Annotated in this window: 16 protein-coding genes; 15 read left to right on the top strand and 1 reads right to left on the bottom strand. The window is 50.7% G+C overall.

What is annotated here, in order from left to right:
* Positions 1–46 precede the first annotated feature (46 nt).
* The 9 genes from E2980_RS04980 to E2980_RS05020 all read left to right on the top strand — a co-directional run bounded on the left by E2980_RS04980 (position 47) and on the right by E2980_RS05020 (position 11,509).
* Entirely contained in the window at positions 47–2,533 is a 2,487-nt protein-coding gene (locus E2980_RS04980; RefSeq protein ID WP_135151016.1) for a transglycosylase domain-containing protein, read from the top strand.
* 199 nt (positions 2,534–2,732) lie between these two features.
* Complete coding sequence (locus E2980_RS04985; RefSeq protein WP_135151017.1) at positions 2,733–3,293, top strand: ribonuclease FAU-1 family protein; 561 nt, start codon at positions 2,733–2,735, stop codon at positions 3,291–3,293.
* Positions 3,293–3,961: a SanA/YdcF family protein gene (locus E2980_RS04990; RefSeq protein WP_135151018.1), complete on the top strand. Its 669-nt coding sequence runs from the start codon at positions 3,293–3,295 to the stop codon at positions 3,959–3,961. The genes E2980_RS04985 and E2980_RS04990 overlap by 1 nt, the downstream gene beginning before the upstream one ends.
* A 74-nt stretch (positions 3,962–4,035) precedes the next feature.
* Positions 4,036–5,019 (top strand): AAA family ATPase, encoded by a 984-nt coding sequence (locus E2980_RS04995; protein WP_135151019.1) that lies wholly within the window; start codon positions 4,036–4,038, stop codon positions 5,017–5,019.
* Between the two features lie 24 nt (positions 5,020–5,043).
* A complete protein-coding gene (gene hflX, locus E2980_RS05000) occupies positions 5,044–6,339 on the top strand; it encodes a GTPase HflX (protein ID WP_135151020.1) in 1,296 nt (431 codons plus the stop codon).
* A 36-nt stretch (positions 6,340–6,375) separates the two neighbouring features.
* Positions 6,376–7,647, top strand: coding sequence for a methionine gamma-lyase family protein (locus E2980_RS05005; RefSeq protein WP_420808606.1), 1,272 nt, complete (start codon positions 6,376–6,378; stop codon positions 7,645–7,647).
* 102 nt (positions 7,648–7,749) lie between these two features.
* Positions 7,750–8,163: a MerR family transcriptional regulator gene (locus E2980_RS05010; RefSeq protein ID WP_135151060.1), complete on the top strand. Its 414-nt coding sequence runs from the start codon at positions 7,750–7,752 to the stop codon at positions 8,161–8,163.
* A gap of 30 nt (positions 8,164–8,193) precedes the next feature.
* Positions 8,194–9,522 (top strand): type I glutamate--ammonia ligase, encoded by a 1,329-nt coding sequence (glnA, locus tag E2980_RS05015; protein WP_135151022.1) that lies wholly within the window; start codon positions 8,194–8,196, stop codon positions 9,520–9,522.
* Between the two features lie 103 nt (positions 9,523–9,625).
* Positions 9,626–11,509 (top strand): LTA synthase family protein, encoded by a 1,884-nt coding sequence (locus E2980_RS05020; RefSeq protein ID WP_240702880.1) that lies wholly within the window; start codon positions 9,626–9,628, stop codon positions 11,507–11,509.
* Positions 11,510–11,587: 78 nt separating this feature from the next.
* On the opposite strand, the gene lexA is transcribed toward E2980_RS05020, so the two are convergent.
* Positions 11,588–12,211 carry a transcriptional repressor LexA gene (gene lexA / locus E2980_RS05025; RefSeq protein ID WP_135151023.1) on the bottom strand — a complete coding sequence of 208 codons (624 nt, stop codon included), beginning with the start codon at positions 12,209–12,211 and terminating at the stop codon, positions 11,588–11,590.
* Positions 12,212–12,489: 278 nt separating this feature from the next.
* Here lexA and yneA point away from each other — a divergent pair, with 278 nt between their 5' ends.
* From yneA to E2980_RS05055, 6 genes are all read left to right on the top strand, one after another.
* On the top strand, positions 12,490–12,774 hold the full coding sequence (gene yneA, locus E2980_RS24055) for a cell division suppressor protein YneA (protein ID WP_167746976.1): 285 nt from the start codon (positions 12,490–12,492) through the stop codon (positions 12,772–12,774).
* Between the two features lie 122 nt (positions 12,775–12,896).
* Positions 12,897–13,088, top strand: a complete 192-nt coding sequence (locus tag E2980_RS05035) for a DUF896 domain-containing protein (protein ID WP_135151025.1) — start codon at positions 12,897–12,899, stop codon at positions 13,086–13,088.
* A 46-nt stretch (positions 13,089–13,134) separates the two neighbouring features.
* Positions 13,135–13,653 carry a hypothetical protein gene (locus E2980_RS05040; protein ID WP_135151026.1) on the top strand — a complete coding sequence of 173 codons (519 nt, stop codon included), beginning with the start codon at positions 13,135–13,137 and terminating at the stop codon, positions 13,651–13,653.
* Between the two features lie 12 nt (positions 13,654–13,665).
* Positions 13,666–14,460, top strand: a complete 795-nt coding sequence (locus E2980_RS05045; RefSeq protein WP_135151027.1) for an HAD family hydrolase — start codon at positions 13,666–13,668, stop codon at positions 14,458–14,460.
* 192 nt (positions 14,461–14,652) lie between these two features.
* Positions 14,653–15,174, top strand: a complete 522-nt coding sequence (locus tag E2980_RS05050; RefSeq protein ID WP_135151028.1) for an RNA polymerase sigma factor — start codon at positions 14,653–14,655, stop codon at positions 15,172–15,174.
* Between the two features lie 96 nt (positions 15,175–15,270).
* Positions 15,271–16,275 carry a CapA family protein gene (locus E2980_RS05055; RefSeq protein WP_135151029.1) on the top strand — a complete coding sequence of 335 codons (1,005 nt, stop codon included), beginning with the start codon at positions 15,271–15,273 and terminating at the stop codon, positions 16,273–16,275.
* The last annotated feature ends 167 nt before the right edge of the window (positions 16,276–16,442 follow it).

Raw genomic sequence — 16,442 nt, forward strand, 5'->3', positions numbered from 1 at the left:
GTTAAGTTATAGACTAGAGAGAGTACGGATAGAAGGGGAGATCAAGATGAACCAGCCTGAAGGGTATAACAATACGGGAAGCATCAACAGAGGAAAGAAAGTCAGCAAGGCTAAGGGAAGCGGAAAGGGAAAAGGACCACGCAAAGGGAGAAAAAGAGCGGCTCTGATCTGGTTGTTCTTCGTGGCGCTGTTCGCTGTCGTGTTCGCGGTTGTCGGTTATCTATTGGTTATCCTTAACGGCGAGCGGATTCTGAGCGCCAATATAAATAAATTGAACTTGGATCAGGCTTCAATCATCGTGGACAGGAACGGTAAAGAAGTCTCCAAGCTTTACGTAGCGGAAGGGAACCGCGAATTCGTGCCTTTCGCGGATATTCCTAAACAGGTCCAGGACGCTTTCGTGGCGACCGAGGATAAGCGATTCTATGAGCACAGCGGCGTCGACTTGCTGGGTATCGGGCGGGCGCTCGTGAAGGACATCATCGCCAGAAGCGCCGTAGAAGGCGCGAGTACGATTACGCAGCAATTGGCGAAGAACCTGTTCCTGAACGCGGACAAAACGCTTTTCCGCAAAGGAACGGAAGCTTCGATCGCTCTTGCCCTCGAGCAGCAGAAAAGCAAGCCGGAGATTCTCGAGCTTTACTTGAACCGGATATACTTCGGCAAAGGGCAATACGGTGTAAAAACGGCCTCTAAATACTACTTCGGGACATCCGATCTCAAAAAATTAAAGCTGTGGCAGGTCGCCACTTTAGCGGGTATTCCCAAGGCTCCGGGTACCTACAATCCGATCTCGAATCCGGAGAAGTCGATGGAGCGGCGGGCGGTCGTCCTTAAGCTGATGTTCGATCAGGGACTGATTACCGAAGCCGAGAAGGAAGCGGCAGCCAAGTTCGTATACAAAGCGAAGGCTACCACCGGGAAGAGCGCGAAATACTTGACCTATATCGATTACGTCGTGGACGAAGCGAAGGATAAAACCGGCTTAAGCGAGGAAGAGCTGTTGAGCGCGGGCTATAAAATCACGACGACCATCAACACGAAAGCCCAACTGGCGATGGAGAAGGAATTCGCCAATGACGACAGATTCGAGAAAAGCGTAGACGAAACGCAGGTGCAAGGCTCCATGGTCATCATGGACCAGTATGACGGCTCCCTGATCGCCATGATCGGCGGACGCGATTACGAGAGTCAAGGCTGGAACCGCGTTACGAAGCAGAGGCAGCCGGGCTCTTCGTTTAAGCCGATCATGGATTACGGTCCCGCGATCGAGACGGGAGACTTCTTTCCTTGGTCGACCGTGCAGGACGTCAAGAAATGCTATGGAGATTACTGCCCGTCGAATACCAATGGGTATAAAGGCGCCATTCCGATGAAGCTGGCGATCAAAGAATCCCGCAACGTATCGGCGGTGTGGTTGCTGAACGAAATCGGCATTAGCAAGGGAATGTCATTCGCGGAAAACCTGGGCATTAAGCTCGACAAGGATGATCGCAACCTGTCCGTTGCGCTGGGAGGCTTGACCAAAGGAGTTACCCCGCTGCAAATGGCACGAGCATACGGTGCGTTCGCTAACGGCGGGAAGCTGCAAGATCCTCATAGCATTCTGAAAATCGTGGATAGCAAGGGCGATACGGTCTATGAATACGACGATCCTCAAGCCAAGCAGGTCATGGACGAGAATACCGCTTATTACATGACGGAATTGATGAAAGGCGTCGTTCAGAAGGGCGGTACCGGCGTAAGAGCGAATTTCGGAGGGCGTCCGATCGCAGGGAAGACGGGCACGACCCAGGCCGGAATTCCCAACCTGAATACAGACAAGAACCGGGACGTATGGTTCGTCGGCTATACGCCGGAATGGACGGCGGCGGTATGGTTCGGCTATGACAAAACTGATAAAGACCATCTCTTAGACGGGAGCAGCGGCCAAGCCGCCGCGATGTTCTCGGCCGTCATGTCCCAAGCGATGGAAGGCGTGAAGCATAAGAGCTTCCCCGTGCCGTCCGGTTTGCAGGAAGAAGATAAGCTCCCGAAAGTCGGCGGACTCATGGCCGCTTATTCGCCGGAGTTGGTTACGGTAGAATTGAATTGGACGCCGGTCGAAGGAGAAGGCATTACCTACAAGGTATACCGCAAAGGCGACGGCGAAGAAGAATTCAGATTGCTCGGAGAGACGGCGGAACCAGCTCTCGACGATCTGGCGATCTTGCCGGATCAAACGTTTAGCTATTACGTGACGGCATATAAAGCAAAGACGAAGCTGGAAAGCGAACCGTCGGAGCAGGTAACCGTGACGATTACGACGGGTATGGAGGTCACTCCTCCGCCTGGCGAGGGAGAGGGCGGGATGAGCCCTCCTCCGGAAGAATCCGGCGAGCCGGGGGAATCCGAACAACCGCCGATCGAGATCGTGATACCGGGAGAGACGCCAACTCCGACCCCATCCCCTAGTCCGTCTCCTAGTCCATCCCCGGAGCCTACTCCAAGCGATGATGCGGAAGGCATTCTGGAAGAGGGCCTGTTTCCTTAAATGAAAAGCGGACAAAGATGACCAAAGCAGCGGCTGAGCCCATTCGGGTTCAGCCGCTTTTTTAGCTTTCGCGCAAGGACCCGGGTGTCTGTTCAACTGGTTCGCAAAGGCAACTTGTGGTAAGCTTTGTGTATATGGAGTTGCCTTGTTGGCAACATGGGATCACTTACTACGATGGACCGACGAAAGGAAAGTCGCGATGAAACGTAAATTTTCGGATCGAGCCAATTGGCGGCGGATATTGAAGAAAAGCTATGCCTGCATTCCGATGGATGAGCCGCATTTCCGAGGGTTCGTGACGATGTATCGGATTCACGAGCTTCGGGACCCTCTCTGGAAGGAATACAACGGCCGGAGAATGTGTTTGGCGGACCGCGGGTATTTATGGATGCAGCATTTCCCGCGCGGGGAGCACTTCGTCGTGACGACGATGTTCGACGACAAGGGGCAGGTCGTGCAATGGTACATCGATATTTGCAAAATTCAAGGATTGACGGATCAGCAAGTGCCATGGTTTGATGATCTGTTCCTCGACATCGTCGTCCTGCCTACGGGCGAGAAGCTTCTACTCGACGAGGATGAGCTGGAGGAAGCATTGGACGAAGGCCAGATCACGCCTCGGGATTCCGCCATGGCGCAGAAGACAGCCGGACGTTTAATGGAATTGATTAATCAAAACAAATTCCCGTATTTCGACTTGAGCTTGACTCACAGACGGTTGTTGCTCGACAAGCTCGGTTGGGAGAAAGGAACCGTATAATGCGCGGATTCTTCCATGGGAGGAATGGGACCGCGCCATCCTTGCATTCATCGCCGCGTAAACGCGCAAACTGGATTCGCGCGATCCTATGGCTTGCTGCGTTAGGCATCGTCGCGTTGGTTATCTGGTGCTCGACGTTATATTATTTGATTACCCATTTCAAGGGGAAACCTAATCCGGGAACAACGGTGAGCGCGGACGTCGGCATCGTACTCGGAGCTACGCTATTGAATAATGAGCCTAGTCCGGGTTTGCGGGAGCGGCTGGACCACGGTATTGACCTGTATCGTTCGGGAGCTTTCAAGAGTTTCATCGTGACAGGCGGTCTCGATAACAACGGAGCAACCCTTACGGAAGCGGAAGGCATGCGCAATTACTTAGTCGAGCAGGGCATCCCCGAGTCGTCCATCGTGATGGATTCGTTGTCCCGCAGCACGTACGAGAATCTATCTTTTGCCCAAGAAATCATGGAACGCAACGACTGGGACGCCGCCGTGGTCGTCACGCACGATTATCATGGGTCGAGGGCTGCCGATATCGCCGGAAAGTTAGGCTATAAGCCCGTTCAAGTCAGCGTTACCCGTTCCAAGGTGCTGAATATGTCCTACCATGAAACCCGGGAGATCCTTGCCTATACGAAGTGGCTTGCTACGAAGATGTTCCTATGACTAGGGATCGGACGAACGGAATACATTGGTATTGCGGCAAATTCGTCGACACAAGCCATATGGGGTGAAGCTTGATGAACGCTAAAGCGAGCACATCGGACGCAAGGGAAGCTTCGGCCGCGCAGAAGAGGCCTTCCAGGCAGATTAACGTGATTCTGCGGAATACGGAGCAAGAGTCTTTGGCAGCGACTGCCAATATGACCGAATCCCCGGGAAACACGAAATCGTTACCTCATACCGGTCCATGGGTGGAGTGGCAGAAGGAATTGGACCGGATGATCGGGCTCGATAACGTCAAGGAACTCGTGTACGAAATATACGCCTTGCTTCAGATCATGCAATATCGGAACGAGGCAAGCTTGCAAGCTCAGGCGCATGTCTACCACATGATATTCAAAGGAAACCCTGGAACCGGGAAAACGACGGTCGCGCGGTTGCTCGCCAAGCTGTTCCAGAGCATGGGCCTTCTCGCCAAAGGTCATCTCGTGGAAGTGGAGAGGGCCGACCTGGTCGGCGAATATATCGGTCATACCGCGCAGAAGACGAGAGAGTTGGTCAAGAAGTCTCTCGGAGGCGTGCTGTTCGTCGACGAAGCCTATAGCTTGGCGCGGGGCGGGGAGAAGGACTTCGGGAAAGAAGCCATCGACACGCTAGTGAAGGCGATGGAGGACTATAAGAACCAGTTCGTGCTTATCTTAGCAGGTTATACGCTCGAGATAGAGACTTTCCTGCTGACGAATCCAGGTCTTCCCTCGCGGTTTCCTATCCAGATGGATTTCCCCGATTATACGGTGGATCAGCTCGTTCAGATCGCGGAAAGCATGACCAAGGATAGGGATTATACGCTGCTTCCGCAATCCGTATTTAAGTTAAGGCAATTGCTAGCCCACGAAAAAGCCGAATCCGAGTACGATTTCAGCAACGCCAGATATGTCCGTAACGTATTGGAGCGGGCTATCCGTTACCAGGCGGTTCGTTTGCTTTCCCAGCATCCGTCCAGCTCGCCCGGTCGGTTGGAGCTCATGTCGCTTCGCCCCGAGGATATTCGAGGTCTGTAAGATTAACGTGAAAGAGGTAAACAGATGAGACAAAGCACTTATGAAACAGGCTCCGGAGAACAAGAGAAAGCTTTGCTCGTCAGCCTTGTGACGGATAACGTACGCAGATCCGGTTCGGATCCCCAGCATTCCATGGAAGAGCTCGCAGCGCTGGCCGATACGGCCGGCGTTGCGGTTATCGATACGATCATGCAGAATTTGGACGTTCCGGACAAAAAGTACTTCGTCGGCAAAGGAAAAGTGCAAGAAATTCGCGCATTGGCGGAAGAAACGGGGGCGACCACCGCGATCTTCGACCAAGAGCTATCTGGCGCCCAAGTGAGAAATCTGGAAGAAGTACTGGATATGAAAATCATCGATCGCACGCAGTTGATTCTGGACATCTTCGCGGGTCGAGCCAAGACGCGCGAAGGGATCCTTCAAGTGGAACTGGCACAGCTTTCTTATTTACTTCCGAGGCTGTCCGGACACGGTAAAAATCTGTCTAGGCTTGGGGGCGGGATCGGTACGCGCGGCCCCGGCGAGACGAAGCTGGAGACGGATCGGCGGCACATCCGCAACCGGATAACCGAGCTCAAGCGCCAACTGGAAACGGTTTCGGCCCACCGTCAATTGCACCGGGAACGCCGGCGCAAAACCGGCGCCGTCCAGGTTGCCCTTGTCGGCTACACGAACGCCGGTAAGTCGACGCTGCTCAGGCAGTTAACCGAAGCGGACGTATTGGCAGAGGACAAGCTGTTCGCCACGCTCGATCCGACTTCGCGCAACCTGATTTTGCCTAGCGGCAAAGAGATCATCCTGACGGACACCGTCGGGTTCATCCAGAACTTGCCCCATGACCTCGTTGCTGCATTTCGCGCGACGTTGGAGGAGGCGGGGGAAGCGGATTTGCTGTTGCATGTCGTAGATACTTCTTCTCCCATGCGGGAGAGGCAGCAGAAGGTCGTCGAAGAGGTGCTGCAGGAACTAGGCGCAGGCGGTAAACCGATGTTGCTTGTTTACAACAAAATCGATCTAAGCTCGGCCGCGGCGTTGTCCATGTTAACCGGCGGAACGGACACGATTCGCGTCAACGCCTTCGTCGAACAGGATATGACGCGTCTTCGGAAGGCGATCGAGGATCGGATTCTCGGCGACGCGGCGGTATTCCGCATTCCGGCTTCGCGCGGAGATTTAGCGGCGTTGGCGTATAGGGTCGGCGAGGTGTTGGAGCAGGCAACGGACGAGGATTTGCTCGTTCTGACCGTTAGGCTCAATCCGTCGGACATGGAGAAGTCGGGCCGGGCGCTCGAACCATTCCGTGACGCAGCCGAGGAGTAACAGGAAATTGTTTATCGAGAAAAAGGGAGAACATCAATGATGCAGGACAACATACAGTCGGATTTCGAGCGGCAATGGGAGCAATGGGCCGATGCGGCCGAAAATCTAGTCGAACCGCGGTTTCGTCTGATTGATCGGATCGTGGAGAAAAATCAAGTGAAGGTCATTCAAGCTTTCCAGAAGCATCGGGTGAGCGACTTCCACTTTGCGGCATCGACGGGATACGGGTACAACGATACCGGCCGCGAAGTGCTGGACCTCGTATACGCTGACGTGTTCGGAGCAGAGGCAGCCATCGTTAGACCGCATCTCGTATCGGGAACGCATACGATATCCGCGGCCTTGTTCGGATGCTTGCGCCACGGCGACGAGCTTCTGTTCGTAACGGGCCGTCCATACGATACGTTACATAAGGTGATCGGCAAGCCGGGCGATGGATTAGGTTCTTTAGCCGATTGGGGAGTACAAACGAAAATCGTGCCCTTGCTAGCGGATGGCAGCGTGGACTGGGATGGCATAACGGCCGTGGTATCGGATCGCACGAAGGTATTCGCGATTCAGCGATCGAGAGGCTACGACTGGCGGCCATCCTTTACTGTTGGCGAGATCGGAGAAATGGTATCGCGCCTAAAAACGCTGAAGCCGGAAAGCATCGTCTTCGTCGACAATTGCTACGGAGAATTCACGGAGGAGAGGGAGCCGACCGAGGTCGGCGTCGACTTGATCGCGGGTTCCCTTATCAAGAATCCCGGAGGCGGTCTAGCTGCAAGCGGCGGATATATCGCCGGAAAGCAAAGACTTGTCGAGCTGGCCGCGTATCGCATGACGGCTCCAGGCATCGGCGGGGAGGTCGGGGCGATGCTAGGCACGACGCGTTCCATTTTCCAGGGATTATTCCTCGCTCCTCTATTGGTTGGACAAGCGGTCAAAGGGAGTGTTTTCGCGGCATCCGTGTTCGCGAATCTCGGATTCGAAACACATCCCCGGTGGGATGATCCAAGAACGGATTTGATCCAAGCGATCCGGTTTGCCGGGGCGGAGCCTTTGATCCATTTTGTTCAATCCATTCAGAAGGCAGCCGCCGTCGATGCCCATGTGATGCCTGAACCTTGGGATATGCCGGGTTATGAGCATCCGGTAATCATGGCGGCGGGGACGTTCATTCAGGGCGGCAGTTTGGAGCTTTCCGCAGATGCGCCCGTGCGAGAACCGTATATTGCTTACATGCAGGGCGGACTTACTTACGCTCATGTGAAGTTTGCCGTCAAGCAAGCGTTGAAGGAGTTTCGAACGCGCGGATATTTGTGAGTTTCGTCGCCATAAACCTTACATTCCTTGACATGTTTTGGGGTCGGGGGTACAATGAAAATGATTCGATTACAACAAGTCAAGTTGGAAGGTTGGTATGACATGGGCGACGAGATTCGCAGGAATATGGCGTTGTTTCCGATCGGCATCGTAATGAAGCTGACCGACCTGACCGCCCGCCAAATCCGTTATTATGAACAGCATGAATTGATTCAACCGGCCAGAACGGACGGCAATCAGCGCTTGTTTTCTTTTAATGACGTCGAGAGATTGATGGAGATTAAGTCATTGATCGAGAAGGGCGTTAATATTGCAGGGATCAAGCAAGTAATGAATCCCGTCGGGCAGGATGAGAACGAAGGAACGATCATCAACGAGGTCTCCGAAGTGAAGAGACGCGAGATGAGCGATTCACAGCTGCATCGGATGCTCAAGCAGCAGCTAATGACAGGCAAGCGTCCTGGTCAAGTTTCCTTGATCCAAGGCGAACTATCCCGTTTCTTCAAAAACAAATAATACTATTAAAGTAGCATACAGGAGGCTGTCATGACCTATACCCGTGAAGATATTACTCGGATTGCCAAAGAACAAAACGTTCGTTTTATCAGGCTCCAGTTTACGGATTTGCTAGGTTCGATCAAGAACGTAGAAATTCCCGTCAGCCAGCTGGGAAAAGCATTGGATAACAAAATGATGTTCGACGGTTCCTCCATCGAGGGATACGTCCGCATCGAAGAATCCGATATGTACCTATATCCGGATCTTAGCACTTGGGTCGTATTCCCTTGGGTTACGGAGAATAAAGTCGCACGCCTGATTTGCGACGTCTATATGCCTGACGGCACGCCGTTCGCGGGCGATCCGCGAGGAATCTTGAAGCGCGTGCTGCAGGAAGCGGAAGAGATGGGCTTCTCGACAATGAACGTCGGTCCGGAACCGGAATTCTTCTTGTTCCAGACGGATGATAAAGGCAATCCGACCCTTGAGCTTAACGACCAAGGCGGATATTTCGATCTCGCTCCAACGGATTTGGGAGAGAATTGCCGCCGCGATATCGTGCTAATGCTGGAAGAGATGGGCTTCGAGATAGAAGCTTCTCACCACGAGGTAGCGCCGGGGCAGCATGAGATCGACTTCAAATACGCGCCGGCTATTAAAGCTGCCGACCAGATCCAAACGTTCAAGCTAGTCGTTAAGACGATTGCTCGCCAACATGGATTGCATGCGACATTCATGCCTAAGCCGCTGTTCGGAATGAACGGCTCCGGCATGCATTGCCACCAATCGCTGTTCCGCGGAAGCGAGAACGCGTTCTACGACGCGAACGATAAATTAGGGTTAAGCAATATTGCTCGCCATTATATGGCCGGAGTACTAAGACATGCCCGCGGAATCGCCGCGATCACGAATCCGACCGTCAATTCCTTCAAACGTCTTGTTCCAGGATACGAAGCGCCTTGTTACGTAGCGTGGTCGGCGAGCAATCGCAGTCCGATGATCCGGATCCCCGCATCCCGCGGTCTCAGCACTCGCATCGAGGTTCGCAACCCGGATCCTGCAGCTAACCCATACCTGGCTCTTGCCGTCATGCTGAAAGCCGGATTGGACGGTATAAACAACAAATTCTCGATCCCGTCACCCGTAGATCGCAACATTTACGTCATGAGCGAAGAAGAACGTCAGGATGCAGGCATTCCTAGCTTGCCGATCAACCTGAAGGAAGCGTTGGCCGAGTTGTTGCGCGACGACGTAATCTGCGATGTGCTGGGCGATCACGCGTTAAGCCATTTTTACGAGCTGAAGGAAATCGAGTGGGATATGTACCGGACGCAAGTTCATCAGTGGGAACGCGATCAGTACTTGACTATGTATTAATTTGAACAGATAATTCAAATAGCCGGCCTATTATTCGCTAATTCGGGGGTAAAGGCCGGCTTTTACGTTTATATATAGAGAATGACGAAAGGAGGGGGTGAATGTGGAATGGAATACTCTATACCGCAAACCCTTTGTATTATTTTCGATAATCTTGCTCATTAAGAGTCAATTGGCTTGGATGGTGGTCTTCGAAAGCGGGCCTTCCTGGCAGACGATCGTGACGGAGCTGCCCTTTATGTGGCTTGTATTCTGCATGATCGAATGGTTCGCCACGAAACGAAAGCTATTCATCTATGTCTTCGTCAATCTCTTGATGACCTTATTATTCTTCGCGGTCATTATGTATTACAAATATTACGGCGTTATCGTTACTTATCATGCCTTGGAGCAGGTTAATCAGGTAACGGCGGTCAGTAATAGCGTTATCTCGTTGCTCGATCCTCAGTACTTGCTCATTTTCACGGATGTGCTCGTCCTAGGTTTCGTGAACTTTCGGCGCCAAGCCGCGCAAATGTGGAAGAACAGTACGGCCGTTCGCAGTAGTCGAACGGTTTATATGGTACTGTTCGCGATATCGCTTGCCTTATGTTTATTCAACGTGATGCCCCATAGAGCCAGCATGAACGAGATTAAGAAAGCCGAGGAAATGGGCATTCTGAATTACCAAGCCTATACGCTCTTTAATAATCAGGAGCTCAAGCCTATAGAGAAAGACGAGATCAACCAAGAGACGATCGACCGATTAAAAGGCGTCGGCGCGGAGAATGGAGTTAAGCTGTACGAAGGTTCCGCCAAGGGAAGAAACGTTATCGTCATTCAATTGGAATCGTTCCAGAACTTCCTAGTCGGACTTACCTTGGACAGGGAGGAGGTCACTCCGGTGCTTAACCGGCTAGTTAAGGAAAATCTCTACTTTTCGAGGTTTTATCAGCAAGTCGGCCAAGGAAACACTTCCGATGCGGAGTATGTCGTGAATACCTCGACCTATATCCCGCCGAGCGGCGCGGCAACGATGAAATACGTGGACAAACAATTGCCGAGTCTTCCTAAGCTGTTGAAGAACCAGGGCTACGATACGGCAACTTTCCACACGAATGTAGTAGACTTTTGGAATCGCGGCGAACTGTACAAAGCTCTCGGATTCGACCGGTATTACGACAAGGAATTTTTCGGTACGGACGATACGGTATTCTTCGGTTCTTCGGACGAGGTGTTGTATGAGAAAACCGCCGCCGAGCTAGTTAGGATGTCATCGACTGGGAAGCCATTTTATGCTCATGTGATTTCAATGACGGCGCATCACCCGTTCACGACGCCGGAAGAAAAGGATCGTATCCAGCTTCCCGAGCGATATGAAGGGACGTTCGTTGGGGACTATATTCTAGCTCAGAGCTATGCGGATTATGCTTTAGGATTGTTTATAGATGATCTCAAGTCATCGGGGTTATGGGACGATAGCTTAATCGTCGTGTATGGCGATCATTTAGGTTTGCCGATGCACTCCCTCGATGAAGGGGATATCGCGCTGATGGAGGAAATATACGGACATGCCTATAGCTATACGGAAATGATCAATATTCCATTGGTCATTTCAATTCCAGGCGTAACGAAGCCCGGGAAGTTCGATAATACGGGCGGACAGGTGGATATTCTCCCGACGATCGCCAATCTGGTTGGAGTATCGTTGTCGGATCAGATTCATTTTGGACAAGATATACTGAATAACAGGAATAATTTACTTCCGGAGCGTTATTATTTGCCGTCAGGCTCCGTCCTTAACGAGTCGGCGCTTTTCATCCCGGGTAACGGATATGAAGATGGCTCGATATTACCGCTGGCGAAGAAGTTCGCAAAGAAAAGCGACTCCAAATTGTCCGAAAAGGAATATTCCACGGCTCTGAAGCTGCTTCATATGTCCGATAGTTACGTGATCCAGCTTCCCAATCTGGAGGAGTCGGAAACGGAGTCGAAGCAGGAAGAATAGAAATTCAGCAGTAGAGTAAATAAGAGGCTGCCCATCCAGATGTTCGTCTGGGCGGGCAGCCTCTAATTGTTGTGCGAGTTACATGAATGAACGGATTAACCCGATGACCTTGCCAAGTATGCTTACGTTCGGTAATCGGATAGGCTGCATGCTGGAGTTCTCCGGCTGGAGACGAATATGGTCGCGCTCCTTGTAAAAGGTTTTCACGGTTGCTTCGTTCTCTTCGGTCATCGCGACTACGATATCGCCGTTAACGGCCGTTGGCTGTTGCCGAACGATAACGTAGTCCCCGTCATGGATCCCTGCCTCGATCATGCTATCGCCCATTACGGATAACATGAAGACTGGCTGATCTCCTACCATGTTAACGGGCAACGGATAATACTCTTCGATGTTCTCTGTAGCGGTAATCGGAACGCCGGCCGTGACTTTCCCCAGGAGGGGAACAGGGCGGACGGTGGACGAGATGTTGTAGACATTATCGTCCTCATCTCCGAGAATTTCGATCGCGCGAGGTTTGGTAGGGTCGCGGCGGATTAAGCCTTTCTTCTCCAGGCGGTCAAGGTGACCATGGACGGTGGAGCTGGAAGCGAGGCCTACGGCTTCCCCGATCTCGCGGACGGAAGGGGGATACCCTTTGTCCCGCACTTCGTTCTTAATGAATTCGAGTATGGAATTCTGGCGATTGGACATCTTGGACACGCCAAGCCCTCCCCTATGTATAAGCTCATGATGACAAATTATAACACAGAACTCGAGTTCGTACAAACATTCGTTCTGAAGAACAAATGTTCCAAATTTTGTTGACAGGTACATATGTTCGTGTTACGATAACACCAGAACAAACGTTTGGGGTGAACTTAATGGTGCATTCATGGGTAATGGCAAGCGCTGCTCCTGCTTCATCAATACATAAATCTTCTTCTATTAAGTTAAGACGTGTAGAGGGACGACGTTCCTCTGTTACGCAGAATTGGAAGATGGCTAGAGGAATGTTTTTTCTCTTCGCATTTCTGATCCTTTTCAGCGGATTTGCGCTTATGCATACGTTCGCATCTTCAAGCGAAGATACTCCTGCTACCAGAGAGGAATTAATCATTTCCGTGGATAGCGGCGATACGCTATGGGATCTGGCTAGAACCTATAAGAAGGATTCCATGGATACGCGTCAAGCGGTACATCATTTGCTGGAACGCAACGGGTTATCGTCCTCTAGCGTAAAGGCAGGTCAATCGCTCATCATTCCAGCGCGAATGCTTCCTTAAATCGATATCTGACAACATTTTAGGCCGGTGATTTCCGGCCTTTTTGCGTTTCCGCGCTTCTTGACAACCTATCCGCGGAAATGGCAAAGTAGAGTAGGTACTGAAAGGGGAGTGAAACAACGATGGAAATGGATAAATTGATTAACAGAATTAATGAACTTTCACGTAAAAACAAAACCGAGGGTTTGAACGAGAGCGAGATTGCGGAGCGCGACGTTCTCCGTAGGCAATATATTACGATCTTCAAACAAAACTTCCGGCAAGAGCTGGAAAAAATTGAAATCGTGGATGATGAACCTACGATAAAGCATTAATAACGACAACTAAAACGCTGCACATATTGCAGCTAGGAGGAAGCTTATGTCCCGCTCATGGGAACGGATGGTCGAGAAAAATTCTAAGCAAATCAACAAGCGCCGAAAGAAAGAGGGCAAGAAGGGGATCAGCCCCAACGCGCCGCAGGTTGACCGGTTTCAAGGACGGAATTATGTCGTTCCAAGTTTACTTATCATGCTTATTATCCTGTACGTCACATTATCTCAGCCATGGTCCGATAGCTTCATGCAGGATCAGACGCTGTTCTGGGTGACGATTGGATGTTATATTGTCCTTGCTTTGTTTTATTATTTGCGCCGCCCTTATTTGGCGGTTACCCGCGACACGCTGGAAACGCGTAAATTTACGGGTTACAAAACGTTGCGTCCAGCTGAAATTCGCAAAATTTCGATTCTACCCGGGTATGTGGTCGTAGAGTCCGTTAAGGGTACGAATTGGGTATTCTCTCGACTAATGAACCGTTATCCATTGGAGCGCATGAGCGAACGTCTTAAGGCATTCTCCGAGCTTCATCATATCGATTGGGAAGTAAAAGCAAAGTGAGGAGAAGGCATCATGTCGGTTAAGGCTGTTTTATTTGATTTAGACGATACTTTGCTTTGGGACGACCGTAGCGTAACAGAAGCTTTTAAGGATACATGCCGCATGGCTGCTAATGCGGCAGGCGTTAATGAATCGGAGCTTGAAGCAGCCGTTCGCCGCGAGGCGAGAGCGCTATACGAAAACTACGAAACCTACAGCTTTACGCAGATGATCGGGATTAACCCATTCGAAGCGTTATGGGGTAATTTCGAACGCGGCGAGCATCCGATGTTCCGCAAGCTGCAGCAATTAGCTCCCGATTACCGTATTAACGCATGGACCAAGGGCTTAGCTTCCCTCGGCGTAGACGATCCGGAATTAGGTCGGCTGTTGGCGGAGAGATTTCCTGCGCAACGTCGCAGCCTGAAATACGTCTACGAAGAAACGTTCGCCGTACTGGATGAGCTAAAGGGGAAGTACAAGCTATTGCTTCTGACGAACGGATCTCCGGATCTGCAGCAGGAGAAATTGGACGGTATGCCAGACCTAATCCCTTACTTTGATTCCATCGTAATTTCCGGTAATTTCGGCGAGGGCAAACCTTCCTCCAAGTTGTTCGCTCACGCCATGGAGCAAATCGGCATCTCCGTCGATGAAGGCATCATGGTCGGGGACAAGCTGACCACCGACATTCTCGGCGCGAACCGCATAGGCATGACTTCCGTTTGGATCAACCGCCATGGCGCTATCCGCAACGATGAAATCATCCCAACCCATGAAATCAAGAGCCTTTCGGAACTTCCCGAACTACTCTCGAAATATCAATAACGATAACAAATATTCGTAATCCGGAAAAAACTGTCGCATTTAGCGGCAGTTTTTCTTTTTATATTCAAATTTACAATTTAGATACAACTAGTCGTACAAATGGATACATGGTCGTATTAAGGTAGGAAAGTAGGAAGTAAGCAGGCTATTTTCAAACACTCGGACACGTTCGAAAGGTGAGAGATATTCATCATGAGTTCATTTACCAGTTTATATAACGATTATTTCAATGACGTGTATCGTTCCGTCTATTATAAAACAGGAAATAAATGGGACGCGGAAGATATAGTGAGCGAAACCTTTCGCAAAGCGTTTATTAAGTTTTCAACGATAAGGCACGGGGACAACGTCAGAGCCTGGTTGATGACGATTGCGCGAAATACGCTCATTGACCATTACCGAAGGAGAAAAGACGTATTCTTTTTGCATGACGTGCAAGAATTCCTTGTAGTTCCAGACTCATTCGTGACGCGATTAGAAACGGATTGCGAAAATGAGCGTTTGATTAGCGCTCTAAAGCGTTTACCAGAGGATGAACGGATAATCGTTCATATGAAGTATTTGAGCGGATTTAAGTACCAGGAGATCGGTACTCTGATCGGCAAATCGGAAGAGACAGCCAAGATGAAATCCTATCGCGCGTTGAAAAAATTACGCCGATGGTTAGGCAATTGGGAAAGTTTACAGCTTGGTTACAAGCGAGAGACTTCGTAGAAACGTACTTCGATGATTTTGATTAATGGAAAACTGCTAGGTGGGGGATAACAAATCTGAAAATACAAACCCAATGAAAATGGATGTGTTTGAAAGATGATCCAACAACTGCTTTTGGCCGCTTCATGCTTGTATTTCGGTTTGACAGGTTCACCTGAGTCCAATCATCCGATAGATGTCGTATTCGCCGGAGATGCCATGATGGACGGTACCGTCAAACGCGCGATTAACCGTTTGGGACCGGAGTTTCCGTTCCGTAACGTGAAAAGGGAAGTGATGAAGGCCGATCTGGCAGTCGTAAACCTTGAAACGTCCGTCACGCAAGCGAAAATCAAGGACGACGTGCAGCTGTTTAATTTCAAATCGGACCCGGATTCTTTGGAAGGAATTAAAGGGGCCGGCTTCGATTTGGTCTCAATGGCTAACAATCATGTTCTCGATTACAGGCAAACAGGGTTATTCGACACCTTCAAATATCTGAATCAACATGATCTAGACTATGTCGGAGCCGGTAAGAACGAACGCGAAGCTTATTCCGCCAGAACGTTCGTCAGGAACGGGGAAGTAATTAAAATCGCGGCTTTCTCGCGATTCTTGCCGTCCGGAAATTGGTTCGCGCATGGCAATCATCCCGGCGTAGCCGAAGCCTACGAGACCGAGAGGGTAATGAAGGCGATTGAGCGGGAGAGAGACGGCGCTGATTATCTGATCGTATTCATGCATTGGGGAGTCGAGAAGAACATTCGGCCCGAAGCATGGCAACGCGCAATGGCCCGCAGGATGATCGATGCGGGGGCTGACGCGATCGTCGGAAGCCATCCTCACGTGCTGCAGGGCTTCGAGTTCTATAAGAGTAAACCGATCGCTTACTCTATCGGCAACTTCCTGTTCCCTGACTATGTCCGTAATCGTAAGGCTGACACAGGACTTCTTCATCTAAAGCTGCATGAGGGAAAGGTGAAGATGACTTTCACGCCATACTTTATTCGCGACAACCAAATCATAAAGCGTAACAAACAATACGACTTAGCGACGTTGAAGTATTTGGAACGCCTCTCTTACGGCGTCAGAATAACGGGTAATGAAGTGAAGAAACGCTGAACCTGAATTCAATATACAACGAAAAAGCGTCCCGGTTAGGCAATGTCATTAAGTTAAGCTCAAAGACAAGACCTGGAATTAAAATGAAATCCGAAACGGCATGGGGAAAAGCCCTGTGTCGTTTGTTTTTTTGGTCCAAGCAAGGAATAAGCGTACAGCAAACAAAG

Origin of the sequence: Cohnella luojiensis (assembly GCF_004564235.1) — a bacterium.
Taxonomy (GTDB): domain Bacteria; phylum Bacillota; class Bacilli; order Paenibacillales; family Paenibacillaceae; genus Cohnella; species Cohnella luojiensis.

What these genes read in the sequence shown, in the direction of transcription:
- E2980_RS05050 (WP_135151028.1), top strand. Translation starts at nt 14,653, where the DNA reads ATGAGTTCATTTACCAGTTTATATAACGATTATTTCAATGACGTGTAT.
- yneA (WP_167746976.1), top strand. Translation starts at nt 12,490, where the DNA reads ATGGCTAGAGGAATGTTTTTTCTCTTCGCATTTCTGATCCTTTTCAGC.
- E2980_RS04980 (WP_135151016.1), top strand. Translation starts at nt 47, where the DNA reads ATGAACCAGCCTGAAGGGTATAACAATACGGGAAGCATCAACAGAGGA.
- glnA (WP_135151022.1), top strand. Translation starts at nt 8,194, where the DNA reads ATGACCTATACCCGTGAAGATATTACTCGGATTGCCAAAGAACAAAAC.
- E2980_RS05005 (WP_420808606.1), top strand. Translation starts at nt 6,376, where the DNA reads ATGATGCAGGACAACATACAGTCGGATTTCGAGCGGCAATGGGAGCAA.
- E2980_RS05040 (WP_135151026.1), top strand. Translation starts at nt 13,135, where the DNA reads ATGTCCCGCTCATGGGAACGGATGGTCGAGAAAAATTCTAAGCAAATC.
- E2980_RS05055 (WP_135151029.1), top strand. Translation starts at nt 15,271, where the DNA reads ATGATCCAACAACTGCTTTTGGCCGCTTCATGCTTGTATTTCGGTTTG.
- E2980_RS04995 (WP_135151019.1), top strand. Translation starts at nt 4,036, where the DNA reads ATGAACGCTAAAGCGAGCACATCGGACGCAAGGGAAGCTTCGGCCGCG.
- E2980_RS05045 (WP_135151027.1), top strand. Translation starts at nt 13,666, where the DNA reads ATGTCGGTTAAGGCTGTTTTATTTGATTTAGACGATACTTTGCTTTGG.
- E2980_RS05010 (WP_135151060.1), top strand. Translation starts at nt 7,750, where the DNA reads ATGGGCGACGAGATTCGCAGGAATATGGCGTTGTTTCCGATCGGCATC.
- hflX (WP_135151020.1), top strand. Translation starts at nt 5,044, where the DNA reads ATGAGACAAAGCACTTATGAAACAGGCTCCGGAGAACAAGAGAAAGCT.
- E2980_RS04990 (WP_135151018.1), top strand. Translation starts at nt 3,293, where the DNA reads ATGCGCGGATTCTTCCATGGGAGGAATGGGACCGCGCCATCCTTGCAT.
- E2980_RS05035 (WP_135151025.1), top strand. Translation starts at nt 12,897, where the DNA reads ATGGAAATGGATAAATTGATTAACAGAATTAATGAACTTTCACGTAAA.
- E2980_RS04985 (WP_135151017.1), top strand. Translation starts at nt 2,733, where the DNA reads ATGAAACGTAAATTTTCGGATCGAGCCAATTGGCGGCGGATATTGAAG.